Origin of the sequence: Rhodobacter sp. NTK016B, from assembly GCF_017303295.1 — a bacterium.
Classification (GTDB): Bacteria; Pseudomonadota; Alphaproteobacteria; order Rhodobacterales; family Rhodobacteraceae; genus Pararhodobacter.
This window is the reverse complement of sequence record NZ_JAFKOK010000010.1, coordinates 75,314-100,904: the sequence shown is the minus strand read 5'-3', so window position 1 is coordinate 100,904 and position 25,591 is coordinate 75,314. Positions and strand designations below refer to the sequence as shown.

At 65.7% G+C, this 25,591-nt stretch carries 27 protein-coding genes and 1 riboswitch; of the genes, 12 read left to right on the top strand and 15 right to left on the bottom strand.

The features are described 5' to 3' along the window. Positions 1–69: 69 nt before the first annotated feature. Positions 70–1,194, top strand: a complete 1,125-nt coding sequence (dinB, locus tag JI664_RS14245) for a DNA polymerase IV (RefSeq protein ID WP_286174104.1) — start codon at positions 70–72, stop codon at positions 1,192–1,194. Here the strand turns inward: dinB and JI664_RS14240 are convergent. Beyond that, positions 1,180–2,379, bottom strand: coding sequence for a LysR family transcriptional regulator (locus JI664_RS14240; RefSeq protein ID WP_207014419.1), 1,200 nt, complete (start codon positions 2,377–2,379; stop codon positions 1,180–1,182). The genes dinB and JI664_RS14240 overlap by 15 nt on opposite strands. A 102-nt stretch (positions 2,380–2,481) precedes the next feature. On the opposite strand from JI664_RS14240, the gene JI664_RS14235 reads away from it, so the two are divergent. From JI664_RS14235 to JI664_RS14225, 3 genes are all read left to right on the top strand, one after another. Continuing rightward, positions 2,482–3,858 carry an aminomethyl transferase family protein gene (locus tag JI664_RS14235; RefSeq protein WP_286174103.1) on the top strand — a complete coding sequence of 459 codons (1,377 nt, stop codon included), beginning with the start codon at positions 2,482–2,484 and terminating at the stop codon, positions 3,856–3,858. A gap of 154 nt (positions 3,859–4,012) precedes the next feature. After that, positions 4,013–4,516: a DUF4405 domain-containing protein gene (locus JI664_RS14230; RefSeq protein WP_207014418.1), complete on the top strand. Its 504-nt coding sequence runs from the start codon at positions 4,013–4,015 to the stop codon at positions 4,514–4,516. 632 nt (positions 4,517–5,148) lie between these two features. Beyond that, entirely contained in the window at positions 5,149–6,672 is a 1,524-nt protein-coding gene (locus JI664_RS14225) for a Hint domain-containing protein (protein ID WP_207014417.1), read from the top strand. Positions 6,673–6,913: 241 nt separating this feature from the next. Here JI664_RS14225 and JI664_RS14220 read toward each other — a convergent pair whose 3' ends face one another. The 4 genes from JI664_RS14220 to metZ form a co-directional block, all read right to left on the bottom strand. Then, positions 6,914–8,362 carry a TrkH family potassium uptake protein gene (locus JI664_RS14220; RefSeq protein WP_207014542.1) on the bottom strand — a complete coding sequence of 483 codons (1,449 nt, stop codon included), beginning with the start codon at positions 8,360–8,362 and terminating at the stop codon, positions 6,914–6,916. Between the two features lie 43 nt (positions 8,363–8,405). Continuing rightward, entirely contained in the window at positions 8,406–9,380 is a 975-nt protein-coding gene (locus tag JI664_RS14215; protein WP_207014416.1) for a 1-phosphofructokinase family hexose kinase, read from the bottom strand. A gap of 81 nt (positions 9,381–9,461) precedes the next feature. Continuing rightward, positions 9,462–10,562, bottom strand: coding sequence for a GTP cyclohydrolase FolE2 (gene folE2, locus JI664_RS14210; protein WP_207014415.1), 1,101 nt, complete (start codon positions 10,560–10,562; stop codon positions 9,462–9,464). Between the two features lie 135 nt (positions 10,563–10,697). Further along, complete coding sequence (metZ, locus tag JI664_RS14205; protein WP_207014414.1) at positions 10,698–11,885, bottom strand: O-succinylhomoserine sulfhydrylase; 1,188 nt, start codon at positions 11,883–11,885, stop codon at positions 10,698–10,700. Between the two features lie 67 nt (positions 11,886–11,952). Next, positions 11,953–12,029, bottom strand: a riboswitch (SAM riboswitch). A 166-nt stretch (positions 12,030–12,195) separates the two neighbouring features. On the opposite strand from metZ, the gene JI664_RS14200 reads away from it, so the two are divergent. Beyond that, positions 12,196–12,639, top strand: a complete 444-nt coding sequence (locus JI664_RS14200) for a hypothetical protein (protein WP_207014413.1) — start codon at positions 12,196–12,198, stop codon at positions 12,637–12,639. A gap of 297 nt (positions 12,640–12,936) precedes the next feature. After that, a complete protein-coding gene (locus JI664_RS14195) occupies positions 12,937–13,887 on the top strand; it encodes a DUF726 domain-containing protein (RefSeq protein ID WP_207014412.1) in 951 nt (316 codons plus the stop codon). A 4-nt stretch (positions 13,888–13,891) separates the two neighbouring features. Here JI664_RS14195 and JI664_RS14190 read toward each other — a convergent pair whose 3' ends face one another. The 4 genes from JI664_RS14190 to JI664_RS14175 form a co-directional block, all read right to left on the bottom strand. Further along, positions 13,892–14,497, bottom strand: coding sequence for an inner membrane-spanning protein YciB (locus tag JI664_RS14190; protein ID WP_207014411.1), 606 nt, complete (start codon positions 14,495–14,497; stop codon positions 13,892–13,894). Between the two features lie 126 nt (positions 14,498–14,623). Then, a complete protein-coding gene (locus tag JI664_RS14185) occupies positions 14,624–15,322 on the bottom strand; it encodes a nitroreductase (protein WP_207014410.1) in 699 nt (232 codons plus the stop codon). A gap of 23 nt (positions 15,323–15,345) precedes the next feature. Beyond that, a complete protein-coding gene (locus tag JI664_RS14180) occupies positions 15,346–16,077 on the bottom strand; it encodes a glycosyltransferase family 25 protein (RefSeq protein ID WP_207014409.1) in 732 nt (243 codons plus the stop codon). Between the two features lie 102 nt (positions 16,078–16,179). Then, positions 16,180–16,761: a GNAT family N-acetyltransferase gene (locus tag JI664_RS14175; protein WP_207014408.1), complete on the bottom strand. Its 582-nt coding sequence runs from the start codon at positions 16,759–16,761 to the stop codon at positions 16,180–16,182. Between the two features lie 97 nt (positions 16,762–16,858). Between JI664_RS14175 and JI664_RS14170 the strand changes: the two genes are divergently transcribed. Both JI664_RS14170 and JI664_RS14165 read left to right on the top strand, forming a co-directional pair. Further along, positions 16,859–17,341: a cytochrome b gene (locus tag JI664_RS14170; protein WP_207014407.1), complete on the top strand. Its 483-nt coding sequence runs from the start codon at positions 16,859–16,861 to the stop codon at positions 17,339–17,341. Next, positions 17,341–18,078, top strand: coding sequence for an NAD(P)-binding domain-containing protein (locus JI664_RS14165; protein WP_349768731.1), 738 nt, complete (start codon positions 17,341–17,343; stop codon positions 18,076–18,078). The genes JI664_RS14170 and JI664_RS14165 overlap by 1 nt, the downstream gene beginning before the upstream one ends. Positions 18,079–18,110: 32 nt before the next feature. Here JI664_RS14165 and JI664_RS14160 read toward each other — a convergent pair whose 3' ends face one another. Then, a complete protein-coding gene (locus tag JI664_RS14160; RefSeq protein WP_286174102.1) occupies positions 18,111–18,488 on the bottom strand; it encodes a lysozyme inhibitor LprI family protein in 378 nt (125 codons plus the stop codon). Between the two features lie 116 nt (positions 18,489–18,604). Here JI664_RS14160 and JI664_RS14155 point away from each other — a divergent pair, with 116 nt between their 5' ends. Next, positions 18,605–19,576 (top strand): threonine dehydratase, encoded by a 972-nt coding sequence (locus tag JI664_RS14155; protein ID WP_207014406.1) that lies wholly within the window; start codon positions 18,605–18,607, stop codon positions 19,574–19,576. Here JI664_RS14155 and JI664_RS14150 read toward each other — a convergent pair. Both JI664_RS14150 and pobA read right to left on the bottom strand, forming a co-directional pair. Further along, positions 19,573–20,280: an alpha/beta fold hydrolase gene (locus JI664_RS14150; RefSeq protein ID WP_207014405.1), complete on the bottom strand. Its 708-nt coding sequence runs from the start codon at positions 20,278–20,280 to the stop codon at positions 19,573–19,575. The genes JI664_RS14155 and JI664_RS14150 overlap by 4 nt on opposite strands. Before the next feature lie 52 nt (positions 20,281–20,332). After that, positions 20,333–21,502, bottom strand: coding sequence for a 4-hydroxybenzoate 3-monooxygenase (gene pobA / locus JI664_RS14145; RefSeq protein WP_207014404.1), 1,170 nt, complete (start codon positions 21,500–21,502; stop codon positions 20,333–20,335). Positions 21,503–21,682: 180 nt separating this feature from the next. On the opposite strand from pobA, the gene JI664_RS14140 reads away from it, so the two are divergent. Beyond that, a complete protein-coding gene (locus JI664_RS14140; protein ID WP_207014403.1) occupies positions 21,683–22,705 on the top strand; it encodes an alcohol dehydrogenase catalytic domain-containing protein in 1,023 nt (340 codons plus the stop codon). A gap of 68 nt (positions 22,706–22,773) precedes the next feature. On the opposite strand, the gene JI664_RS14135 is transcribed toward JI664_RS14140, so the two are convergent. Next, positions 22,774–23,100, bottom strand: coding sequence for a hypothetical protein (locus JI664_RS14135; RefSeq protein ID WP_207014402.1), 327 nt, complete (start codon positions 23,098–23,100; stop codon positions 22,774–22,776). 5 nt (positions 23,101–23,105) lie between these two features. Next, complete coding sequence (locus JI664_RS14130; RefSeq protein ID WP_207014401.1) at positions 23,106–23,453, bottom strand: hypothetical protein; 348 nt, start codon at positions 23,451–23,453, stop codon at positions 23,106–23,108. 290 nt (positions 23,454–23,743) lie between these two features. Here JI664_RS14130 and JI664_RS14125 point away from each other — a divergent pair, with 290 nt between their 5' ends. Both JI664_RS14125 and JI664_RS14120 read left to right on the top strand, forming a co-directional pair. Next, the gene (locus tag JI664_RS14125; protein ID WP_109533998.1) at positions 23,744–23,917 is read left to right on the top strand and encodes a DUF1328 domain-containing protein; all 174 of its coding nucleotides are present in this window, start codon (positions 23,744–23,746) and stop codon (positions 23,915–23,917) included. An 89-nt stretch (positions 23,918–24,006) separates the two neighbouring features. Continuing rightward, entirely contained in the window at positions 24,007–24,510 is a 504-nt protein-coding gene (locus tag JI664_RS14120; RefSeq protein WP_211201706.1) for a Dps family protein, read from the top strand. 191 nt (positions 24,511–24,701) lie between these two features. Here JI664_RS14120 and JI664_RS14115 read toward each other — a convergent pair whose 3' ends face one another. Further along, positions 24,702–25,514 carry a response regulator gene (locus tag JI664_RS14115; protein ID WP_207014400.1) on the bottom strand — a complete coding sequence of 271 codons (813 nt, stop codon included), beginning with the start codon at positions 25,512–25,514 and terminating at the stop codon, positions 24,702–24,704. Positions 25,515–25,591: the final 77 nt, after the last annotated feature.

The window sequence follows — 25,591 nt, the reverse complement described above, 5'->3', positions numbered from 1 at the left end:
CTTTGTTCTTCCCTGTGCCGGACACAGCCTGTATAGTGGCAGCAAAGGCGGGCACCGGAGGGCCAGGCCATGGACGGCGCGGACAGCTTCAGGGATCTTCAGCAGGCGGGCGGCGCCATGCCGCAGCGCAAGATCATCCATGTCGATATGGACGCGTTCTATGCCTCGGTCGAACAGCGCGACAATCCCGATCTGCGCGGCAAGCCCGTCGCCGTGGGTGGGGCCGGTCCGCGCGGCGTGGTGGCGGCGGCCAGCTACGAGGCGCGGCAATTCGGTGTGCGCTCGGCCATGCCCTCGGTCACGGCGCGGCGCCAGTGCCCCGAGCTGATCTTCGTGCGCGCCCGCTTCGATGTCTATCGCGCGGTCTCGGCCCAGATCCGCGAGATATTTGCCGAACATACCGACCTGATCGAACCGCTGTCCTTGGACGAAGCTTATCTCGACGTGACCGAGAACAAGCAGGGCATCGCCGCCGCCACCGAACTGGCGCAGGTGATCCGTGCCCGCATCAAAGAGGTGACGGGCCTCAATGCCTCGGCCGGGATCAGCTATTGCAAGTTTCTGGCAAAGATTGCGTCAGACCTGAACAAACCCAACGGGCAGGCCGTCATCCGCCCCAGCCAGGGCGCCGATTTCGTGGCCGCCCTGCCGGTGAAGAAGTTCCACGGCGTCGGGCCGGCCACGGCAAGCAAGATGGCGCGGCTGGGTATCGAGACGGGCGCCGATCTGCGCGCCAAGCCCTTGGACTTCCTGACCCGGCATTTCGGCAAATCCGGCAGCTGGTATTACCGCATCTCGCGCGGCATCGACGAGCGCGAGGTCAAGGCGCATCGTGAGCGGAAATCCGTGGGGTCCGAAGATACCTTCATGGAAGACATCCACGACATCGCCCGCGCGCGCGAGGAAATCGCCGCGCTCGGCGCGCGTGTCTGGGGGCATACCTGCGACAAGGATCTCAAGGCGCGCACCGTGGTGCTGAAGGTGAAATACAACGATTTCCAGCAGATCACCCGCTCGCGCACGCTGCAGGTGCCCTTCGCGTCGCAAGACGAAATGCTGGCCCTCGTCAATGCGATGCTCGAGCCGCTTTTTCCTACGCCCAGGGGGATCCGGTTGCTGGGTGTGACCCTGTCGACACTGAGCCGCGATGCGTCTGACAGGGATGACGAGGGCGAGCAGCTATCCTTCTGGTGACGCGATCCGCGCCAGCCGCGTGGCGAGCGCTTGGGCGAAGGCGCTGACGGCAGGCGGGGGCGAGGCCTCGCCCAGTCGTGTCAGGCCCACGCTGATTCCGGCATCGGGCAGATCGAAGGCCACGCGCTTCAGATCCGGGCGCAGCTCCGCCAGCGTCTCGTCCGAATAGCTGAGCAGCGCGACCGAATCGCTGTCGGCGATCATCTGTTCGGCATCGGCGAAGGACCAGATTTCATAGCTCTGCGCCGGGGGCACCGCACCCAGCCTTCGAAAGACCGTTTCGAAATAGCGCCGCACCGGCGTGCCGTGTGGCGCCACCACCCAGCTTTGCCGCGCCAGCGTGTCGATGGTGACGGGCGTGTCGTGGACCGGGTGATCGCGCCGCGCCACCAGGGTGAAACGCTCGTCGTAAAGCGGTTCCTCGACAAAGCCGGGAAACGGCGCGGGGCTGCGCAAGAGCCCGACGATCACGTCGATCTCGCGCCGCTTCAGCGCCTCACACAAAGCGGTGTAATTGCCCGGCACGCCAATGAGCCGAAGGTTGGGATGCGCGCGCGTCAGATCGCCGAAAGCCGCCATCACCTTGGCCTGCCCGGAAAACGGCATCATCCCGACGGCCACCCGCCCGCTGAGTCCCATCGAGGCCTGTTCCAGAAGCCGGGGCAGGGCGCGCAGATCGGTCTCGATCCGGTCCCACAAAGCGGCCAGCGCATAGGCGCCGGGCAAGGGGGCCAGCCCGCTGGCATGGCGGCGGAACAAGGGCGGGGTAACGAAGCCGCCGAGATCGCGCAGCGCCTGACTGATAGCCGGTTGGGTCAGTCCCAGCTCGCGCGCCGCCGCCTGTGCGCTGCCGTTCCGTACCACCGCCGCCAGCGCCTGCAGATGGCGCCATTGCACCAAAGCGGGCAGTCGTGGCGCGCTGTCGGACAGATCGGCGGCGACCGTTTCCAGATCCGACAGGATGCGCTGGCAATGATCGACCACCACATCCCCCAGCGCCGTGGGTTCGCTTCCCGTCCAGCCGCGCTGGAACAGGGCGACGCCCAGCCGCGCCTCGGCCTCGCTCAGTGCGCGCGAGACGGAGGATTGGCTGGTCGCCAGCGCCTCGGCCGCCGTGGCGACGCGCCTGTGCTCGGACAGGGCGCGGATCACTCGGGCTTCGCGGGCGGTCAGGGGCAGGGCCATCGGCACGTATATAAGCAAATCGGAACGGCTTATTCAATCTGCGCATAAGCGCGGCGCGTCCATTGCGGCTATCGTCGTCGCAATCGTTGGGAGGACAATACGATGACCACCAGATCCCTGTCGGACCGTATCGCCGAAGCCGGCGGCAACCCCGCCAAGATGCTGCAGAACGCGCAGACCGGCCCCTATCAATTCCCGGTCCCGCCCGCCTATACCAACTGGATCGAGGAAGTGCGCGCGTGGCGTCACGGCGCCGTACTGCTGAACCAGTCCTATCACATGACCGACCTCTATGTGCGCGGCCCGGATGTGAAGGCGCTGCTCGAACGCGTCGGCATCAACAGCTTCAAGACGTGGGGCAAGAACAAGGCCAAGCAGCTCGTGTGTTGCAATTACGATGGCTACGTCATCGGCGACGTCATCGTCTTCGGTCTGGAAGAGGACGAAGCGCTGCTGATCGGGCGCCCGCCGGTCTGCAACTGGGTGGCCTATCAGGCCGAAATCTCGGGGCTGAACGTCACCACCGAATTCGACATCCGCAGCCTTGAGAACCCCGACAAGCCGCGCAAGCTGTACCGTTACGAGGTGCAGGGGCCCAAGGCGCTGGATATCCTGAACGAGGTGAACGAGGGCGGTCCGCTGACCACCAAGTTCTTCAATATGGGCGAGATCACCATCGCCGGCTGCAAGGCGCGCACGCTGTCGCACGGCATGGGCGGCGCGCAGGGGCTGGAAATCTGGGGGCCGTACGAGGAACACCAGAAGGTCTATGACCGCCTGCTGGAGGTCGGCACGAAATACGGGATGCTGCGCGCAGGCGCACGGGCCTATTCCACCGCCTCGCAGGAATCGGGCTGGATCCCTTCGCCGCTGCCAGCCATCTATTCGGGCGACAAGATGAAGCCTTATCGCGATTGGCTCGGCGCCGACAGTTTTGAGGCGATCAGCTCGGTCGGCGGCTCGTTCGAGCCCGAGAATGTCGAGGACTACTACCTCACGCCGTGGGATCTGGATTATCAGCGGGTCATCAAGTTCGACCACGATTTCATCGGTCGCGAAGCGCTGGAAAAGATGCAGGATCAGCCGCACCGCGTGAAGGTCACGCTGGTCTGGGACCGCGCGGACGTGCTGAAGATCTTCGACGGTCTGATGGGCGACTTCCCCGGCCCGAAGCTGATGGAAATGCCCTCGGGCCATTATGCCGCGCATCCCTATGATCAGGTTCTGAAGGATGGCGAGATGGTCGGCATTTCGACCTATCCGGTCTATTCGGCCAATGAACGCGCGTGGATTTCGCTGGCGATCGTGCGCGCGGATCTGTCCGAGCAGGGCAGCAAGGTGTCGATCCTGTGGGGCGAGGCGAATGGCGGCTCGGACAAGCCGCATGTCGAAGAGCATGTGCAGATGAAGGTCGGCGCCGAGGTCCATCCTTGGCCGATCCATCAGGCCGCGCGCGAAAGCTACCGCAAGCAGAACTGATCGCGCCGCGATCCGCCGATCCGTACGGGGCCGCCTTCGGGCGGCCCTTTTGCTGCGACCTCCTGCCGCGCATCGAGAGGCGACAGAACCGGCGGGCGCCCGCGTGCTACGGCTTGACGCAACAGCATTGCGCCGCCCAACGCAGGAGCTCGTCATGCCATCCCTTCTCAATCGCTACGCCACGCCCTTCATCACCGGGCTGTTTCTTGTGTCTCTGGTGTCGGGCGTTGCGCTGTTCTTCCATCTCGGCGCGGCATGGTTCCATGCGATGCACGAATGGCTGAGCCTTGTGCTGATCGTGCCCTTCGTCCTGCACCTGTGGAAGAACTGGCGCCCGATCACCTGCTATCTCAGGCGCGCGCCGTTCTGGATCGCCATGGCGGTCTCGGTCGCGATGGCCGCGCTCTTCGTCATCCCGGTGCCGGGGCAGAGCCCGGGTCGTGGCGGTCCGCCGCAATTCGCGTTTTCCGAGCGGATGATGCAGGGGCAGGTCGCCCAGATCGCGGAGATCCTGCAGGTGCCGCCCGAAATCCTCATCGCCCGGTTGCAGGCAGCCGATCCGTCGGCCCGGGCCGAGGACACGCTGGCCGAGATCGCCGCCCGCACGGATCAGCCGACGACCGCTGTGATCAGCCTGCTGGTCGACAGCGCGGACTGACACTGCGCGCGCGGTATTTGAGCCGGGGCATGCCCCGGCTCTTTGCGTTTGCCCCGCGGCAAGGGTGCGACGAATCAGGTGGCGGCGCGAATCCCGGAACAATCCCCGCATCAGCGCCGACTCGGGTCCGATGCGGAAACAGGTGAGGGGCGCCGGCGCAGTTTCTTGCCGATGGGTTTTCTGGTTCTCGATGAGCGACAATGCCCGCCCCAATTTGGCCGCGCCAAGGCCAAATTCAGGCAAGAATGGCGTAAAACTGGCCGTCAAGGGGCGAAAACATGGCGAAAACATGGCGATGATTGTTTCCAAAACGAGGATTATTCTTGGCTGTCGGCCTTGTTTGGCCTGTGCAGCGAGACGCCAAAACACGGCCAAAATGGCGATTTCTTTTTGTTTTCTAGGGGCCTCTGCTATATTCGGCATCGACCCGAAAGGGCTGTCAGGTCATGGGGGTGATCTGACGGGATGCTGCCAATGTGTCCGGGGTGAATTGTGTCAACGATTGCGGCGCCGCACCCCCTTGTGGATCTCCAAGGCATCTCACCGGCGAAGCCGGAAAAGGAATGCCGCCCGGCCTCGGGACCGGCGAGTGACCAGCGATGTCCGAACGCGGACTTTAGGAGAGTTTGATTATGCCGCCGAGAAACGAAGGACCCGCGACGATTGCCCCGAATGCGGTCGGGATCGTGGAAGGCACCGACGCCGGCGAGGTGATCTCGGTTCCCTATACCGACCCCGAAGGCGATGAATTCACCGATGCCGGTTCGGTCGTCAATGCTCGCGGCGGCAATGACACGGTCTATGGCGGTCTGGGCAATGACACGCTGAATGGCGGCTGGGGTCATGACTGGGTCTTCGGCGGCGCCGGCGAAGACAGCCTGCTGGGCGGCATGGGCGACGACACGCTGTGGGGCGATGACGGCGAAGACACGCTTGAGGGTAACGAAGGCGACGACAAGCTTATCGGTGGCGCGGGCGACGACCTGATCACCGGCGGCGCCGGCGACGACCTGCTGATCGGCGACAACAATCCCGGCGATTTCGGCGGCCGCGATCCGGGCGATGCGCCCGAGCCTGGCTATGGCAACGACACGCTGGTCACCGATAACGGCAACGATACCGCCTATGGCGGTTCGGGCGACGACGTGTTCCGCGTGTTCAACGATTTCGGCGCCCACCACATCGTCGGCGGCGAAACCGGCGAGACGGCGACGGGGGACACGCTCGACCTGACATCGGTCAGCGACGCGGTGCGGATGTATTACACCGGCGATGAGCAGGGCCTGATCAATGGTAGCGCCTCGACGCTCGATTTCTCCGAGATCGAGAAGACCTATCTCGGCACCGGCGACGATTTCGTCGAGGTGATCGACAGCTCGACCACCGGCTATGTCAATGGCGGCGACAGCTTCGACACGCTGGTCGTCGATGACGAAGCCGAGGTGTATATCACCGCCGAAGTCCCCTATGACGACGTGCCCGGTGCGACCTCGAAGACCGGCTATATCGTGTTCAAGGACGGCTCGCGGCTGGATTTCGAAAGCTTCGAAAAGGTCGAGAAAGTCTGCATCTGCTTTACCCCCGGCACGCTGATCGACACGCTGCGCGGCCGGATCGCGGTCGAGGATCTTTCGGTCGGCGACAAGGTCCTGACCCGTGACAACGGCTATCAGGAGCTCACCTGGACCGGGCGGCGCGAGCTGACCATGGCCGAGCTCGCCGTCAGCCCTTCGATCGTGCCGGTTCGCATCGAAGCGGGCGCACTGGGCGCAGGCCTGCCCGAGCGTGACATGACCGTCTCGCCGCGCCACCGCATGCTGATCACCGGCGCCCGCGCCGAGCTGATGTTCGGCGAGCGCGAGGTGCTGGTCGCGGCGGGCGATCTGCTCGACCTGCCGGGCGTGAGCCGCGTCACCGACGCGCCCGTCACCTATATCCATGTGATGTGCGACAGCCACCAGATCATCCGCGCCGAGGGCGCTTGGAGTGAAAGCTTCCAGCCCTCCGAAGTGGTGATCGACACGCTCGACGCCGAGGCCCGCGCCGAGCTTCTGGCGCTGTTCCCTGAACTGGCGACCGAAGAAGGCCGCGCCGCCTATGCCGCTGCCCGCCCGGTCCTCTCGGGTGCCGAGGCGCGCGGCCTCTTCGCCGCCTGAACCGACCCGGATCGCCGATCCGCAAAGCCGCTCCCGGTCCCCCGGGGCGGCTTTCTGCGTCGCCCGCCATCTATGGGAGCAAGAAAACCCATGCCTTGCGCCCGCCCGTCAAGGCGCCGCAGACCGCCCCATCTTTAATCCTGAAATATCCTCAGGGGGTGAATTGGCGCAGCCAAGAGGGGGCAGAATGCCCCCCTCCGGTCAGGCATTGGGCACGCGCCTGCGAGATCCTCACCGGGCCTCACCCGCGCCAGAAGCGCGGCAGCACCAGCACCAGCACCGCCACCATTTCCAGCCGCCCCATCAGCATGGCCAGGATCATCAGCCATTTCGACAGCGCCGGGAAGTCATGCATCGCGCCGGTCGGACCGACGCCGGGCCCGAAGGCCGGGCCCACATTGCAGATCGAGGTCCAAGCCGCTGTCAGCGCGGTGCGCATCTCCAGCCCCGACAGTGACAGCAGCACGGTCAGCACGCCGAAGCCCACGACGAAGGCGGTGAACATCACCACCACCGAATCGACCACGCCGCTTTCGAGCCGCCGCCCGTCCAGATGCAGCGGCACGACCCGGTTGGGATAGACCAGCTGCTTGAGCTGAGCGCGGATCGCTTCGAACAGCACGAGAAACCGGAAGACTTTAAGCGAGCAGCCGGTCGAGGCGGTGCAGGCGCCGATGAAGCCCACCACGATCAGCACGAGGATCGGGAAATCGCCCCAGGCCGACACATCGGCGCTGCCGAACCCGGTGCCCGAGAAAACCGACACCACGTTGAAGGCCGTCTCGCGCAGGATGCCGTCGGTTTCGGCATTCTCGTGCAGCAGCCGATAGGCCAGCACCGCGCCGATCGCGTAGAGCGTCCAGCGGAAATAGGCGCGGATCTGGATATCGGCAAAGAACGGTTTGTACGAGCCGTTGATAAGCTGCAGATAGCGGATGAAGGGCAGGCCCGCGAGCCACATGAAGCCGATGCTGACCCAATGCGTTTCATTGTCATAAAGCGCAAAGGACGTATCGCGGGTCGAAAATCCCCCGGTCGACAGCGTGGTCAGCGCGTGGTTGACCGCATCGAAGGTCGACATGCCGCAGAGCAGATAGGCCGCCGCGCACAGGATCGTCAGCCCGGCATAGATCTGCAACAGCATCCAGCTGATATCGGCGGCGCGCGGCAGGACCTTGCCCATCGTGTCGAAGCCTTCCGAGCGGAAGTGCTGCATCCCGCCCACCTTCATCACCGGCAGGAAGATCAGCGCGACCAGCACGATACCCAGCCCGCCCAGCCATTGCAGGATCGAGCGCCACAGCAGGATGCCGGGCGGCATGGATTCAAGATTGTCGAACACGGTCGAGCCGGTGGTGGTGATACCCGACATGGATTCGAAGATCGCGTCGGTCCAGCTGATATGGTCCAGCGCCATTTCCAGCGGGATCGCCCCGAAGACCGGTAGCACGACCCAGGACAGCGTGGTGACCAGAAAGCTCTGCCGCAGCGTCAGCGCCGGGCCAAGGGCGTTTGAGGTGGCGATCACCACCAGCCCGCCCGCGACCATCGTCACGAAGGACGAGATCAGGAAGACGCGGTAGTCCTGCGAGCCGTAGACGAGGTCGACGAGCGACGGGACCAGCATGATGGCTCCGAGCGCCACGAGCAGCCAGCCGATGATGTTCGCGACGGGGCGGAAGTCGATCATGCGAACAGCCATGGCGGCGCCTTGGGCGCGTGTCAAGCGCGTGTCAGCGGCTGTCGCTCAGCCTGCAGTCGGGTGTGATATTGCTGGCATCCTCGGCGCGGCACAGCTCGGTTCCGGGCGTCATCACCGCCGCTGCGGCCGCCGCGGTTCCCGCCACCAGCGCCTTGTCCCAGCCTTGGCCGCGCGCCAGCGCCAGCGCGAAAGCGGCGGTGAAGCTGTCGCCCGCGCCAATCTTCGAGACAACGGGCACGACGGGCGGCTGGCAGTGCAGCCGGGTGTCCGTGGTGGCCAGCACCGACCCTTCGGCCCCGCGTGCGATGACGACGCAATCGGCCACACCCTGCGCCACCAGCCCGCCCGCAAAATCGAGGCTCGCGGCGCAATCGGGCAGGGGGTGTCCGGCGATGCCTTCGGATTCGGCCTGATCCATGCGCAGGACGCGCGGCGCGGCGTTCTTTCTCGGGGACGACACGAGGCGTTGCAGCGCCGGTCCCGACGTATCGACGATCAACCTTCCCCGCGCGCCCAGCGTCTGGGCAAGATCCTGCGCGAAGCTGTCGGAAAGGCCCGGCGGCTGGCTGCCACTCAGGACGATGACCGCCGCGTCGCCGATGCGGGCGGCCTCGGCGTCGATCATCGCGATCATCGCGGCCTCGGTTTCGGGCGTCCAGTCGGGGCCGGGCATTTGCAGGCGGTATTGTTGGCCGGTGGCGGTTTCGGTGACGGCAAGATTGGTGCGCGTCTCGCCCTTGGGATCGAAGGCGCAGAGCGTGACGCCGCTATCCGCCATCAGCGCCGCGATCCGCGCGCCGGTAGGGCCGCCAAGCGCTGCAATGGCGCAGGGTCTGCCGCCCAGTTTCGCCGCCGCGCGGGCGACATTGATGCCCCCGCCGCCCGGCTCGCTCACCGGCGGCTCAAGCCGCAGTTTCGGGCCGGGGATGACGCGTTCGGTCGTGCTCGACACATCCAGCGCGGGATTGAGCGTGACGGTAAGAAGGTCGTGGGGGGTATCGTCCATGGCTCGCATTCATGCTGGTTGCATGGAGGCGAGCCTAGCGGCTTGCGGCCGGGCCGAAAAGGCCGGGCCGCAAGCGATCAATCAACCGACATGGATCAGCGTCGAGAACAGCTTCGGATCGAGGCTTTCGCTCTGGAAGGTCGGGCCCTGGGTCAGAACGCTGACGGCATCGTGGCTGTGCAGGCTTTCCTGATGGCTGGCGACCACGCGGAAATCGCCGATCCGGCTGTCGCTGCGCATCGCTTCGCAGAACAGACGCGCCGCGTCTTCGACGAAGATCGGGTTGGCGGCATTGAGTTCGGCAAAAGCCTGCTCGTCCTCGCGCTTGACCATGACCTGCGTTTCGGTCGGCACGGCCTTGCGGCACAGGTCGATCAGGTCTTCGAACCACAGGACTTCGCCCTCGACCACCTCGACCGAGATCCGCGCGACCGAGCGCTGCGAATGCGGCGTGGCAAGCTGACCGCGCCCGGAGCGGGCATGTTCGCTGAGTTCCAGCGAGCAGGGGCAGGTCGACGAATAAACGAAATCGAGATGCAGGAACTGCCGCCGCACCCCGCCCTGATCGACGAGCTCGAGCGCGATGTCGTAATATTGCCAGCCCGACAGGCCCGAGCGCAGGCTTTCCACCTTCATCGGGAAGGAAAAGCGCATCTGGATGCGGGCGTCGAAGCTTTCGAGATCGGCCTTGTAGTCATCGAGCGCGGCTTCGATCACCTGCACCGAGAAACGTTTCTCGGCATGCTGGTAAAAGCTGCGCATGATGCGCGACATGTTGATGCCCTTCTTGTCGGCCTCGAGGCTGACGGACCCGGTGACCGAGGCCTGCAGCGTCGTGTCGCCGCCCTCGCGATTGCGAAAGCGCACCGGCAGGCGGAAATTCGAGATACCGACATGCTGGATCGGCGCGCGGGCGCCGCGGATCAGGCTGGCCGGGCCGTTCTGCAGGTCCGGCATCGAACGCTTATACGCCTCGTCCGGGGCGAAATCGGCGGGATACTTGGCGCTGAGATCGGGATAGGCCGGGTCCGGCAGTCCGGGGATCATCCGGCGCAAACGCGGGTCGAGCGCCGAGATTTCCTCGTCGCTCGCGCGGTTGGCCCAGGCGCGCAACGTCTCGAGCGCGGCCTCGGCTTCGGATTGAGTGGGATCCCGTTCATCGAGCGACATGTGGATATTCATGACTTCGCCCCTCCGTTGGCGCGCAGGCGTAACGTAAGTTGTTACAACCTTTTTTCAACGCTTATACGACCGGGGCGACGCATCGGATCACAACCGCGCCGCCCTTATCGTGCGCCTTTCGTTCCGATCCGCGCCTCAGATTGCCGAAAGCGCGCCGTCGAGATCGGCCAGCAGGTCTTCGACCGCTTCCAGCCCGACCGAAAGCCGGATCAGCCCCGGCGTGATGCCCAGCGTCTTTTTCTGCTCGTCGGGAAGGCGCTGATGGGTGGTCGTGGCGGGATGCGTGGCGATGGTGCGCGCATCACCCAGATTGTTCGAAATCAGCACCACGTTCAGCGCGTTCATGAAGGCGAAAGCCGCCTCTTTCCCGCCTTTCAGATCGAAGGCCAGCACCGTGCCCGGCCCGTCCATCGTCGCCTGCGTCAGCGCGTGCTGAGGGTGGCTGGGAAGGCCCGGAAACAGCACCTTGGCGACCGCGTCGTGCTTTTCCATTGTCTCGGCGATGGTCTGCGCGCTTTGCGCCTGCGCGCGCACGCGCAGCTCCAGCGTCGTCAGGCCGTTCATCATCACCCAGGCGTTGAACGGGCTCATCGCGCCGCCGGTATGCTTGAGATAGGGCTCGATCTTACCGCGGATCAGCTCACGAGGGCCGCAGATCACGCCGCCAAGGCACCGGCCCTGACCGTCGATATGCTTGGTCGCCGAATAGACGACCAGATCCGCGCCATGCTCGACCGCGCGCGAGAAGATGGGCGTGGCAAAGGCGTTGTCCACCACCACCAGCGCGCCCGCCTGATGGGCCAGACGGCACACATTCGGCAGGTCGATCACTTCGAGCGTCGGGTTCGACACGCTTTCAAGGAACACCACCTGCGCGGGCGCCGACAGCGCATCCACCCATTGCGCGGCATCCGTGCCGTCGACAAAATCGACCGTCACGCCAAACCGGCCCAACACGTCTTCGAGAACGTAAAGACACGAGCCGAACAACGCGCGGCTGGCGACGACGCGGTCCCCGGCCTTCAGAAGGGCGGTCAGCGCGCCCGAAACAGCGGCCATGCCCGAGGCGGTGGCGAAAGCGTCCTCGGTCCCTTCGATCGCGGCGATGCGGTCTTCGAAGACGGCGGTGGTCGGGTTGCCGTAGCGGGCATAGATGAATTCGTCCTCGCCCGCTTTGACGAAACGCTGCTCGGCGCTTTCGGCATCGGGATAGGCAAAGCCCTGCGTGAGATACATCGCCTCGGCCATCTCGCCGTACTGACTGCGACGGGCACCGCCATGCACCGCGATGGTGCGGCTTTTCAATCTGTCATTCGGGATCATCGTTTTCGCCCCCTTGCGCCCCTGTCTTTCGGGGCGCGGTCAATACCGGCAGGAGGCGACGTCGCCACGAGGCTGACGCCACGCCTCTTTAGCGGATTCTTTAACGTGGGCCACAAGCCGGCACAAACCCCCACGGGCGGGCCAATACGCCGGAAACATGGCACGGGTCAAGCATGACGGCCTCAAATCGCCGGATTCGGCAAAGAGAGGGCGCAACATTGTCCCTGAAACGTCCATGGCGCGCCCATGAATCGCCCTGATTCCTGAGCAACCTGATCTCATGAAAAATGACCGACCGGACATGAGACCAATGAAATCTGCCTTTCAGGACCATGTGCAGGACTCGTACCATGGTGTTGCCATCAAAACCGTCGCGCTGAGCGCCTCGGTCTTCGCCGCCGCGCTTTTCGGCTTCGGGCGTGTGCTCGACGACGCGCAAGCGCAAACTCTTGCCTCGCTCAGCAGCGAGATCGCGATGCCGATGGCCAGCGCCGAGGTTCAGATGGCCTCGGCCGCCCGGACCGAGGTCGAAACCGCGTTGCGCGGGATGTCGGATCTGGATCTGAGCCTGGCCTATGCGCGCATCTACGCGACCTTCCGCGACTATATCGGCCATGACGATCTGTCCGTGGCGCGCGCGCTGGTCGATTACGCCGCGCTGGCACAGGCCGAGCTGGACACGCGCGGTATCCGCAGGCCTTCGGGTACGCCGAGCGCTCGCGAGATGCTCACGACTTATGAACTGGTGCTCTGACCCATCGCCCCTGACAGGCGCCTGCCGCGTTCACCGAGTAGTGTGCGCGCCGGACCCGGTTTGACGAAACAAAACAGTCGCATGGCACGTTCGTGTCATGCGACTATCTTTTTGTGTTCACGTTTTGGCCATGCTTCGCGCGCAGGCTGAACCAAAGGACGCCCCGACGCGACCCACGACTATCAAAGTTTGACGGCTGTTGCCGGCGCACGCTGCGAGAACCCGACTGAAAGCCAACTGACCGACAGATGGACCTGCCATTGACCTGACCCTTTCGCCACACAGCCCGAGGCCCCCATGACGCTGATCCCGATCACCGCGACCCCCACCGCCCTGGCCCTTGCCGGCGGATCAGAGCCGCCGGATGCGGCGATCGCGGCGGCGTTGGCGGGATTGCCGGAAACGGCGCCGGTGGTGATCATGGTGCATGGCAAGGGCTACCGCCCCGGACAATTCGACCGCGACCCCCATCACCTGCTGTTCGCGCCGCGCGGCGGGCACGGGAACAGCCGGAATATCTCGTGGCCGCGACGGCTGGGCTTCGCCTTGCCCGGTCCGCGCGCGCCCTTGGGGCTGTGCATCGCCTTCGGCTGGGATGCGGGCGGACGGATCTGGGCGGCGACGGCCAAGGCGGATGCGGCCTCGGAGCGGTTGGCGGCGCTGATCGCGCTCATCCGCCGCTTCGCGCCGGGCCGCCCCGTCGATCTGATCGGCCATTCGCTGGGCGCGCGGGTGATCCTGGGCGCCGTGGCGCAGGCCGAGGCGGGCGCAGTGGGCCGCGCGATCCTGCTGGCGGGGGCCGATTTTACCGGCCGTGCGCGGCAGGTTCTGGACACCCCGGCCGGAAAAACGTCGCAGTTCTTTAATGTCACCTCGCGCGAGAACGACCTGTTCGATTTCCTGTTCGAGCGTGCGCTGTCGCCCTTCGGTCGTGAGGCAGCGCTGGGGCGCGGGCTGCGCGGGGCGGACAACTGGCTCGACATCCAGATCGACCACGCCGCGACGGTGGCGGGGCTGCGCTCGCTGGGCCTGCCGTTGGCCGCGCCGCCCCTCAGGATCTGCCATTTCTCGGTCTATCTGCGGCCCGGCGTGTTCCGGCTGTACCGCCGCCTGCTGCATGATCGCGAGGGGCTGACGCTGGCCCAATTGCGCGCGGCCCTGTCCGAGACGCCCGATCCGCGCTGGAGCCGCCTGCCGCGGCTGGTGCCGGCCGTGCGGCTGTCGGTGCCGTTCCGGCGGCGGGCGTGAGCGCTCAGCGCTCGCCGATCCAGTGTTTCTCGATCAGTTTGTAGTTCGAGATCAAAAACAAGAACATCACTGCCATCTGCCCGAACGTGTCCCACAACACATAGGTATCGGTCGAGAAGTTACGCCAGACGACTTCGTTCATCGCCGCGAAGACGAGGAAGAACCACGCCATGCGCCGGGTGAGGATCATCCAGCCCTCGTGATCGATGGGCAGCGCCTGATCCAGCACGAAGGCCAGCCAGGACTGCCCGCGCCACAGGCCGATGAACAAGAGAATCCCGAACAGTCCGAAGATGAAGGTGGACTTCATCTTGAACACGCGCTCGTCATTGAAGAGCACCGTGGCAAGGCCCAGCACGATGACCATGATCAGCGTGACAAGCTGCATCCGGCTCAGGCGCCCGGTCAGGATCCGCATGGCGATTGCCGAGACGACCTGCAGCGGCACAAAGACGACGATGGCCACGACAAAGCTGCCGTATTCGGTGCCGCCCCATGTGACGGTCGTGTCGCGCATGTAGAGATAGACAGCCAGAAAGATCAGCAGCGGCCCGAATTCGAGCAACTGGCGCGTCAGGGCCGAGGGCTGTTGGCGTTGCGGCTGGGTCATCGGGGCTCCGGTCAGATGCGTGGCGCCATGTGACCCAAAGCTCCCCCCAAGCGCAAGCGTTCAGCGACGCGCGAGCGGCCGACGGGTATGACACGGGCGTGATGGGGCGGGGCGTGTAGGGTGGCGTCAGCCGTGGCGGACCAGAACGCCCTCGATCCCTTCGCGGTCGGTTCGCGCGGCATTGGCGGGGTGGTCGGGGTCTTCATACCCGAAAGCGATGCCGACCATCAGCTGCGCGCCGGGGGCAAGGCCCAGTTGATCGCGCACGATATCGGGATAGAGCGACAGCGCGCCCTGTGCGCAGCTTCCCAGCCCCCGCGCGGTCAGCGCCAGCAGGAAGGTCTGCACGAAGCCACCCAGATCGGCGGCTTCGCGGATGCCGAAATTCTCGGGCAGGAAGACGAAAGCGGCATGCGGCGCGCCGAAGGCATCGAGATTGCGCAGAAAGGCCGACGCCCGCCCGGCGCGGTCGTCGCGGGCGATGCCCATCGCGCCGTAGAGCGCCTTGGCCGAGCCGATCTGCCGGTCGCGGTAAACGCCGCGATAGGCCGTATCCATAGGGACATCAGGCGTCGGGCGGCCCGATTGGGCGTGATCCATCATTGCCTGACCCAGCGCGCGCAGTTTCTCGCCCGAGACCAGATGCACCGACCAAGGCTGCACGTTGCAGTTCGACGGCGCCCAGAGCGAGGTTTCCATCGCGCCGGCGATCACCTCGGGCGCGACGGGGTCGGGCAGGTAGCCGCGCACCGAACGGCGGGTGCGCACGAGCGTGTCAAAGGCGTCGGCGGTCATGGGGGCAGCTTTCGCGGTCTCTTGGGTCATCACGGTATCCTCAAGGACAGAGGTCAGCGCAGGCCGCGCAGCGCGCTGGACACGCGGCGTAGTCCGGGCAGGCGGTCGAACCAGCGGGCCTCGGCAATATCCGAGCGCGAGGCGCGCTGCACGGCGATTTCGGGGGCGATGCCCAGCGATGTCAGCGCCGGATAGCGCGCGCGCAACACGTTGAGCGCGCCATCGACATGCATCGGGCCGCCTTTGGGGCTGCCGGCAGGCCGCGTCAGCATGAGACGCAGCTCGGGCGCGACGGTTTCGGCGGCGGCTCGGGTCAGGCCCAGAAAATGCAGTTGGATAAGGCCCAGATCGGCGGGAAAGGCGATGATCCCGTCGGCATCCGGGGCAGGTGTGCGCTCGGGCATGTCGCCGGGATGGCCGTAGAAGATCTGCCAGTCGCGCGCGGCCAGAGCCTCGGCCAGCGCGGGCAGACGGGGCGGGGCACCGGGGGCGAACCCCATATCGTCTTCGAGCACCAGACAGCGCGGCCAGCCCTGCGCCAGCATCCGCTCCATTACGCCCAGATGGCTGAGAAACGCGCCATGCGCACCGATCGAGGGGAAGCCCGCAGCGCTGTCGGGGCGGCGGGCTGCGAACAACTCGACCTGCGGATGGTCCAGAGACAGGTCCAGCTTGGCCAGTTCCTGCGCAATGCCGCGCCGTCGGTCGGCCCGCTCGGGCAGGTTGATGACGACGACGCGGTGAAACGTGTCGAGCAGGGCCTGGGAAGGAGAGCGGTCTGACATGGCAAATCCGGCTGAGCGAATGTCTTTCTTGCCTTGGCAAGAGCGCGGTTGCAACCGCAGCGATGCGCCCTCGGCCCGGTTGCGGTCCCGGAAAGCGGTCGCTCAGGGATCGGGTAGCCGCGCGGGCAAGGGCCAAGTGATAAGCATCATCAGCGATTGCCAGAGCGGGCCGGGATCGGTGTAGCTGCCGCTTTCGCGCCCGGCGAGCCGGGCATAGAACAGCCGCGCCTCATAATTCTGCCGCACGACGCCAAGCCCGACGCCGCGATGCCCCTGCTGTTCCAGCGCGTCGAACGCCGCCTGCATCAGCGCCCGGCCCAGCCCCGATTTGCGTGCCTCGGGGGCGACGTAGAGATGCGCGATCTCGGCGCTGACGCTGTCGTCGCGCCGCGCGCCGCTGACGCCGTCGCCCGCCGCGCCGCCGGTCACAAGGCCTGCCAGCGCGCCGTTGGCATCGAGCGCGACCCAAGTCGTTAGCGCGGGGTCCTGTAGCCGGGCCTGCCAGCCGCGCAGCCGGTGATCAAGATCGAGCCGCTCAAGCGCCGCCGCCGGGGCCAGTGCGCCATAGGTGTCGCGCCACACCGCGACATGCAGCGCGGCCAGTGCCGGGGCGTCCTGCGGCGCAGCCGGGCGAATGACAGGCGCATGAATGGCGGTCGGGGCGGGGGCATCGGGGCTGATCATGCCACACCATTGCCGCGCGCCGGGCTTTCTGCAAGTCTGGGGCGACGGAAAGCGGGTTCCCGAACGTTAAGCGGGGATTGGTAAGAAAGGAAATCCGATGTCAGCCCCGGTCGAACGCTATGCCCGTACCCAAGTCATCCTGCACTGGACGACGCTCGCCCTGCTTTTGGTGAGTTTCATCAGCCATGAAGGCATGAAAAGCGCGTGGCGCGCCTTTACCCGCGACGGCGTGACCGAGCCGGTGATCGGCGCACAGGTCCATGTCGTGGTGGGCATCACCGTTCTGGTGCTCACGCTGTTGCGCATCGTCTTGCGCGTTACCAAGGGCGCGCCGAAGCCGGTGGCGGGTCAGCCGCCGATGCTGACCGTGGCGTCGTCGGTCGTGCACGGGCTGATCTATCTGGTGCTGCTGGCGCTGCCGCTGAGCGGGATGGCCGCGTGGTTCGGCGGGATCACCGATGTGGGCGAGGTGCATGAAGTGCTGTTCACGCTGGGCCTGATTCTGGTCGGGCTGCATATCGCCGCCGCGCTGTTCCACCAGTTCGTGCTGAAAGACCGGCTGCTGGCGAGGATGCGCTGATGAGCGGGCTGCGGCTGGGCTTCGTCGGGACCGGCACCATCGCCTCGGCGGTGGTGCGCGGGCTGGCGCGGGACGGCCACCGGATCACCGTCTCGGAGCGCAGCGCGCGGCATTCGGCGGCGCTGGCGGCGGAAATCCCGGATCTGGTCGTGGCCGACAATCAGGGCGTGGTCGATGCCAGCGACGTGGTGTTTCTGGGCCTGTTGCCGGATGCCGCGCCCGAAATTCTGAGTGCCTTGCGGTTCCGCGCCGGGCAGCGGGTGATCTCGTTCATGGCGGGCGTCGATCTGGCCGAGGTGGCGGCGCTTTGCGCGCCCGCCGGCGCGTCGGCGCTGATGCTGCCGTTTCCGGGCATCGCGCAGGGCGGCTCGCCGGTTCTGGCAATGGGCGACACCGATCTGGTGGCGCGTATCTTCGGCGGGGCGAACACGATCTTCACCGTGCCGGATGCCGCGCAGATGCAGACCTATCTGAGCGCGCAGGCGGTTCTGTCGCCGGCTGTGGCGATGGTGGGGAATGCGGCGGAATGGATGGCCGGGCGCGGTGTCGATCCCGAGATGGGCGAGGCCTTCTTGCGCCTTCTGGTGGGCAGCAGCCTGCAAACGAGCGGCTGCGCCCCGCTGCTCGAGGCGCTGAACACGCCGGGCGGCTTCAACCAGCGCCTGCGCGTTCACATGGAAGAGGCCGGGACGCCCGAGACGCTGAAAGCCGGTCTCGACAGGCTGGCCAAAGGTTAAAGGCCATCCAAAGATCAAAGGCTGGCCAAAGGTCAGCGTATGAGGTTGAGCAGCGTCTCGACCCGTTCGCGGCCCATGGTGATCCGGCACGACGCGATCCCCGCCGAGGTGCCCGACCCACCGGCGTAGCTTTCCCCCACATAGGTGCATTGCGCGTCGCGAAAGGCGTTCCATGCGGTTTGCGCGGCTTCCAGCGCAGGCGCGGCATTGGCCCGCCCGGTTTCGCTGTCGAGGTCGGCGGCGGTGATCAGGGCATAGCTATAGGCTGTCTCGACGGCCCCATCGACGCGGTCGAGCGTGTCGCGCAGGCAGGCGCCGATCTCGATCTGGCTGCCGCCGGGGCATTCCATCGTCGGATCGGCCAGAGCGGGCGCGGGCAGAAGCAGGGCGACAAGAAGCAGACGGTTCATCCGGGGACCTCGCGGGATATGGGCCTCTACGCTAGCCTGTCTTGCCCGAAAACCAAGCATGGACTTGCGGCTGCGGGACGTTTTGGCATCCTGCGCCCAGAGACAGGAGGCCCCCGATGTTCACCACCCGAGAGTTGGACGACGCCCATGCGTTGGTTTCGCGCCACGTTCCGCCGACGCCCGCGCTCGACTGGCCGCTTCTGGCCGGGGCGCTGGGCGCGCGGCAGGTGATCGTCAAGCACGAGAACCACGCCCCCACCGGCGCCTTCAAGGTGCGCGGCGGCGTGACCTTCATGGACTGGCTAAAACGCACGCATCCGCGGATGGAGGGCGTGATCACCGCCACGCGCGGCAATCACGGTCAGAGCCAGGCGCGGGCGGCGACGGCGATGGGGTTGAGGGCCAAGATCTTCGTCCCGCATGGCAATTCGGTCGAGAAGAACGCCGCGATGCGCGCTTACGGCGCCGATCTGGTCGAGCATGGCGCGGATTTCGATGAGGCCAAGGACGAAGCCATGCGCGTGGCCGAAACGCAGCCACTGTTCCCGGTGCCGCCCTTTCACCGCGAACTGGTGCGCGGCGTCGCGACCTATGGTCTGGAGCTGTTTCGCGCGCATCCCGATCTCGACCGGGTTTATGTGCCGATCGGCTGCGGCTCGGGCATCTGCGGGGTGATCGCGGCGCGCGATGCGCTGGGCCTGTCGTGTGAGGTGGTCGGCGTGGTCAGCGCCGCCGCCGATGGTGCGCTGCGCTCGGTGGCCGAGGGACGGCCCATCGCCACCGACAGCGCGCGCACCTTTGCCGACGGTATGGCGGTGCGCGTGCCGGTGCCCGAAGCACTGGCGATCTACGGACCCGGCGCGCATCATCTGGGCGCTGTGAGCGATGCTCAGGTGGCCGAGGCGATGCGGCTATACTTCACCGCCACCCACAATCTCGCCGAAGGCGCTGGCGCGGCAGCGCTGGCGCTCGCCATGGCCGAACGCGACGATCTGGCCGGGCGCAAGGTCGGGCTGGTCCTGTCGGGCGGGAATATCGACCGCGACTGGTACGCACGGGTGCTGACCGGCAGCACGCCCGAGGTTTAACCCGCGAGCCCCAGCAGGATTTCGGCCAGCGCCTTGGGTTGCGTCAGCAGGGGCACGTGGCCGCAATCCATGGTAAAGATCGCCTCGCAGGGCGTGGCCGCAACCATCTGCTTTTGCAGCGCATAGGTCACGACCCGATCTTCGGTGCAATGCACATAGGCCTTGGGCACGCCCGCCAGCCCCGGCCCGATCTGCGCCTTGTCGGTCTGGGCCTTGTTGGGCTGCGGGCTGAGCGCCGACATCGCCGCCGCTGCCGCGCGGGGCGAGGCATCGGGGAACAGGGCGGCGGGGGCCTGATCGGACAGCGTTGTTGTGCCGGGCACCGGGCCGGGTCGCACATAGGCCTGAACGCCCGGCGCGTCCTGATGGCGGATGAGGTCGAGCAGGCTTTCCCCGTCGCGCGGCAGCAGGGCCGCGACGAAGACGCAGGCGGTGACCTGAGCGGGCAGGCGCGCGGCGGCCTGTGCGATCACGATCCCGCCCAGCGAATGCCCGACCAGCAGCGCGGGCGGCCCATCGGCCAGCCGGGTGCAGAGGTAATCGACGTAATCCTGCTGCCCGATCTCGCCCGAGGGCGCGTTGCGGCCATGGCCGGGCAGGTCAAGCGCCTCGACATCGTGGCCCGCCGCTTGCAGCAGCGGCGCGACGGCAGCCCAGCTCAGGGCATTGCCCCAAGCGCCGTGAACCAGAACGATGCGTGCCATGATGTCCCCCGTTTGCCCGGCATCCTGCCGCGCTCAAGGGGACACCGCAAGGTCAGTAAGGCAGACCCACATAATTGCGCGCCATGGTGATCTGCGCGCTTTCCATGGATTCGAGCTGATGCAGTTCGGCCTCCTGGATCTTCTGGTCGAACTCGGTCTGGTCGGGGAAACGGTGCATCAGCGTCGTCATCCACCAGCTGAACCGCATCGCCGCCCAGATCCGGGTCAGCGCGCGCGGGCCGTATTGGTCCAGCGCGGCGGCATCCTTGTCGAGGATCGCAGCCGTCAGCGCTTCGAACAGATAATGCACGTCCGACGCGGCAAGGTTCAGCCCCTTGGCGCCAGTCGGCGGGACGATATGTGCGGCATCGCCGACAAGGAACAACCGGCCCCATTGCATCGGCTCGTTCACGAAAGAGCGCAGCGGCGCGATGGATTTCTCGATCGACGGGCCGGTTTCCATGGTTTCGGAAACCTCGTCGGGCAGGCGGCGGCGCAGCTCGTCCCAGAAGGCCTGATCGGACCATTGCTCGACCTTGTCGGTCAGCGGAACCTGCACGTAATAGCGCGACAGCGTGTCCGAGCGCATTGAGGCCAGCGCGAAGCCGCGCGGGTGGTTGGCATAGATCAGCTCTTCGGCGGCAGGCTTGGTGTGAGACAGGATGCCCAGCCAGCCGAAGGGATAGACCCGCTCGAATTCCTGCCGTTTGTCGGCCGGGATGGTCGGGCGGCTGACCCCATGGAATCCGTCGCACCCGGCGATGTAATCGCAATCCAGCCGATGCGTCTGGCCGTCTTTGTCATAGGTGACATGGGGCGCGCCGGTGGTGACGTCATGCAGGGCGACATGGTCGACCTCGTGCACGATGGTGGCGCCGATCGCGTCCTGCGCTTCGTACAGATCCTGCGTCACCTCGGTCTGGCCGTAGACGATAACCGATTTGCCCACGCGCTCTTTGAAATTCACGCGGAACATGCCGTGCGCGGTCGACAGGTTGGTGCCGTCATGGACATGGCCCTCGCGCTCCATCCGCTCGGCCACGCCCGCCTTGCGCAGAAGATCGGCCATGCCCTGTTCCAACACGCCCGCGCGGATGCGGCTGAGCACATAGTCGCGGCTCTTGCGTTCCAGCACGACGGTGGAAATGCCCGCTTTCATCAGAAGTTGCGACAAGAGCAGCCCCGAAGGACCGCCGCCGATGATGGCAACCTGAGTGCGCATGATGTTCTCCCGTTTCTCTGGGCGCAAATCATAGATGTTGCGTGCATCTTTCACAGGGACGGGTCGTGCCGAAACTTGGACGAATCGTGCATGGGCATGACGTGGCGGAGGGCGCCTTGGCGGGGGCTGTGCCTGTCTGACCGCCTGCGTTAGCATGGCGCCAAAACGGGAGGAGAGACCATGGGTCAGGTGACACAGGCGCTGGCATTGCGCGAGGGGGGCTTCGCCAAGGGGCCGCGTCCGCAGGTGCCCGGGGATCTGCACGCGCATCTGGAACTGCGCGAGATCGAGCTGCCCGAACCGGGCGAAGGGCAGGTGCTGGTCGAGGTGATCCTGAGCCCGGTCAACCCGTCGGATTTCTTCTATCTGCAGGGCGCTTACGGACAGCCCCGTCAACAGGGCCACGCGGCGGGGTTCGAAGGCTGCGGTCGCGTGATCGCGGCGGGCGGCGCGGCGGGTGAAAAGCTGGTGGGCAAGCGGGTCGCGTTTCTGGGCAGCGGTTCGGGGTCGTGGGCGACGCACGCGGTGGCCGAAGCCGCGCTTTGCATTCCGCTGAGCGATGCTGTGCGCGACGTCGATGGCGCGGCGCTGGTCGTCAATCCGCTGACCGCCGTCGCACTGGTCGAGCGCGGGCGTGCAGGGGGCGAGGCCTTCATCCTGAACGCCGCCGCATCGCAACTGGGGCGGTTGATGCTGGGGCTGGCGCGTGACGAGGGGCTCAAACCCATTGCGGTGATCCGGCGTCCGGGCGAAGAAGACGCCCTGCGCGAGGCCGGGGCGACCGAGGTTCTGGTCAGTTCCGAGCCCGATTTCATGGCCAAGGCGCAGGCCGCGATCAAGGCGCTGAAGCCGCGCGTCCTGCTCGATGCGGTGGGCGATCAGGCGACGGCGGATCTGTTCTTCACCATGCCCTCGGGCGCGGCTTGGGTCAGCTATGGCAAGATGTCGGAGGAAGCGCCGAGCCTGACGCAGATGGGGCAGTTCATCTTCATGGGCAAAACGATCGAGGGATTCTGGCTAAGCCGCGAATTGCTCTCGGCGCCGCCCGAACGCTCGGCCAAGGTCATCGCGCAGGTGCAAAAGCGCTTCGCGAGCGGAGCATGGAGCACCCGCGTCGCCGAGGAGATCCCGCTCGATCAGGCGCTTGACCGGATCCTGCCCGCCTATGCCAGCGGCGCGGGCAAGGTGATGATCCGGCCCTGAACGACAAGGGTGCGCCGGCCTGCGAAGGCCGGGCGCACCCGTTCGAAATGGCCGTCAGGATCGGACCGTCAGGGCGTGTTCTTGGTTTTCATCGCCTGTGCGACGCCATAACCCTGCGCGAAGGCGGAAATGACCGAATTCAGCGGATTGGCGGCAACCGGGGCCGGGGGCGGCACCGGCACGCGCGGGCGACGCAGGGCCAGCCACAGCACCAGCATCCCCACGGCCAGCATTCCGCCGCCCATGATCAGCGCGGTGGCCATCGGTCCATAGGTTATGACCAGCGACAGCCAAAGGGCGCGGAGGGCAAAGACCAGCCCCGCGCCGATGAAGGCGAGCCCGAACAGCGCTACCGCTGCCCGGATCGCGACTTGTCTGGCGACCAGCGCAAGCATGGCGCTTATGCCTTGCGCGCGGCAAGGGCCCCGACGAGAAAGCCGATCGCGGCAGCCCCGGCAACGATGGCAGCCGGACGCTCGCGCACCATATCTTCGGCCCCGCCGGCGGCGGTTTCGGCGAATTGGCGGATATGCTGGAATTGCTGGTCAGCGCCGGTGAACAGCGAATCCGCCGCACCGCGCGCTGCCTCGGCGGCATTGTTCGCCTTTGCCTGAGCCCGCGAGCTGAGGCTGCTTTCCTGCGCTTGGGCGAAGGCGCGCATCTCATGCGCAAGGGCGCCGAGATCGGCCTTGAGGGAATCGAATTCACGCTTCAGCTGCGCCGTGCTGGGTTGGCTGGCTCGGGCCATGATAAGCCTCCGTGATGAATGAGTGTTTCAGGCACAACAACGCGCGAGCGGCGCATTGGTTCCCGAGGCGTTTGTCGCGCGTGACGGCATCGTCGCGTTCTCGTCAGGGTTTTGTGCGGCGCTCACCGTGCAAGGCGCGGTTTCGGAACCCCAAGCGCGATCATCAGCGCGATCACGAGACCGAACGAGAGTCAGAAAGAGTCGGAACCAAGTGCCGGGCATGGCCGTTAGGTCATCAAAAGGCCGCGCAAGATGCCGGCCTCGTTCAACAGAAAGAAAGGAGACCTTCCATGCTTGGTTGGGCCCTCACATTCTTTGTTATCGCCCTCATTGCCGCTGTGTTCGGCTTTGGTGGCATCGCCAGCGCGTCGGCGGGTATCGCTCAGATCCTGTTCGTCGTGTTCCTTGCCCTGTTCGTGATCGCTCTGGTGGCCCGCGCCGTACGCGGTTCCTCCAGGGTCTGAGGGTAAGCAGTCGCCGGGCGGTCACTGACCGCAGCCGCCCGGCGCTTTCGCCTCTCGATATGCGATCTTAGAATTCCACAGGTGTGATTATGAAAGATATCCGCAACGTTTCCCCCGAAGCCGTCAAAGTGAACACCGGCGTGAAGAAACCCGCCGAGGTTTCCGAGAAGCTGGCCGAGATCCTGACCGGCACGTACGAGCTGCTGATCCGCACGCACGAGGTGCACTGGAACGTCGAAGGTCCGATGTTCTACGGCGTCCATATGCTGACCGAAGAGCAATATGGCGAGCTGTTCGCAGCGACCGACGTTCTGGCCGAGCGCATCCGCGCGCTGGGTCATCTGGCGCCCGCGACGCCCAAGGCGCTGGTCGATACCAGCGGTGAAACCGTCGCCGACGAAAAGACCTCGGCCGTCAAGATGATCACCATGCTCAAGGATCGTCACGAAGCGCTGGCGCGTCTGTGCCACGAGACGACCGATCTTTGCGAAGGCGAAGACGTGAATGACCCCGTCACCGCCGATCTGTGCAACGGTCGCTCGGCCGTGCACGAAAAGGCCGCTTGGATGCTGCGCTCGATGGCGGCTGACTGATCCGAAAGCCAAACGGTGCCGGGCGCTTTGCGCCCGCATCGGACCCAGAGCAGTCCAAGAGCCTCGCGCCTTGCCCGAAGCCCGGCGGCGCGGGGTTTTTCTTGTCCCTGCGGCAGGGCAGCGCATGAAAAAGGGCGCCCCGAAAGGCGCCCAGTCGCAACGAAGGTCGTATCGTGCCGGAAAAAGGGAAATCAGGCGCGAAGGGTTTCCGTCGACGAGAAGAACATCGCTTGGCTGACAGCCGAGCGGACTTGTTCCTCGGTATAGGGTTTGGTGATGACGAAAGCCGGTTCGGGGCGTTCGCCGGTCAGCAGACGTTCGGGGAAGGCGGTGATGAAGATCACCGGCGTATCCTTGGCGGTCTTGAGGATCTCGTTCACGGCCTCGATCCCCGACGAGCCATCGGCAAGCTGGATGTCCGACAGGATCAGGTCGGGCTTTTCGCGGCCGAACAGCTCGACCGCCGCCTTGTGCGTGGGGGCCACGCCGGTGATCCGGTGGCCCATATCGGCGACGATGGATTGCAGGTCGAGCGCGATGATCGCTTCGTCTTCGATCACAAGCACGCGGCCCGAGACGCTATCTTCCATGTCACGCAGTGCGAGGGTGTAGAGTTCGCGGACCTCGGACACATCCATGTCCATGATGGTGGCGACCTCGTCTTCCGAAAACTCCTCGATGGTCTTGAGCAAGAGGACTTCGCGGGTATTGGGCGCCAGTTTGGCCAGGTGAGCCTGCGCGCGCGCCGAGATTCCGGCTTCGGTGTCTTCCGTCAACGCACCCGAGGACGACCAGATCGCGTGGAACGCTTTGAACAGCGCCACCTTGTGCGAATAGTCGCCGTCAAAGACCGAACGGTCCGTGAGCAGGGCCTCGAGCGTCAGGGCCGCGTATTTGTCGCCGGTTACCTGGCTGCCACTGAGGGCGCGAGCGTACCGGCGCAGATAGGGCAGAAGGTCGGCAACGATGGTTGACAGGAACTGTTCCTTCTGAGCGATCGGCATCTTTTTTCTGTCCTTTTCGCGAAATTCTTGGAACCAAACGCGTCGGTGTGTGTTTGGTTCCAGAAATAGTAAGAATT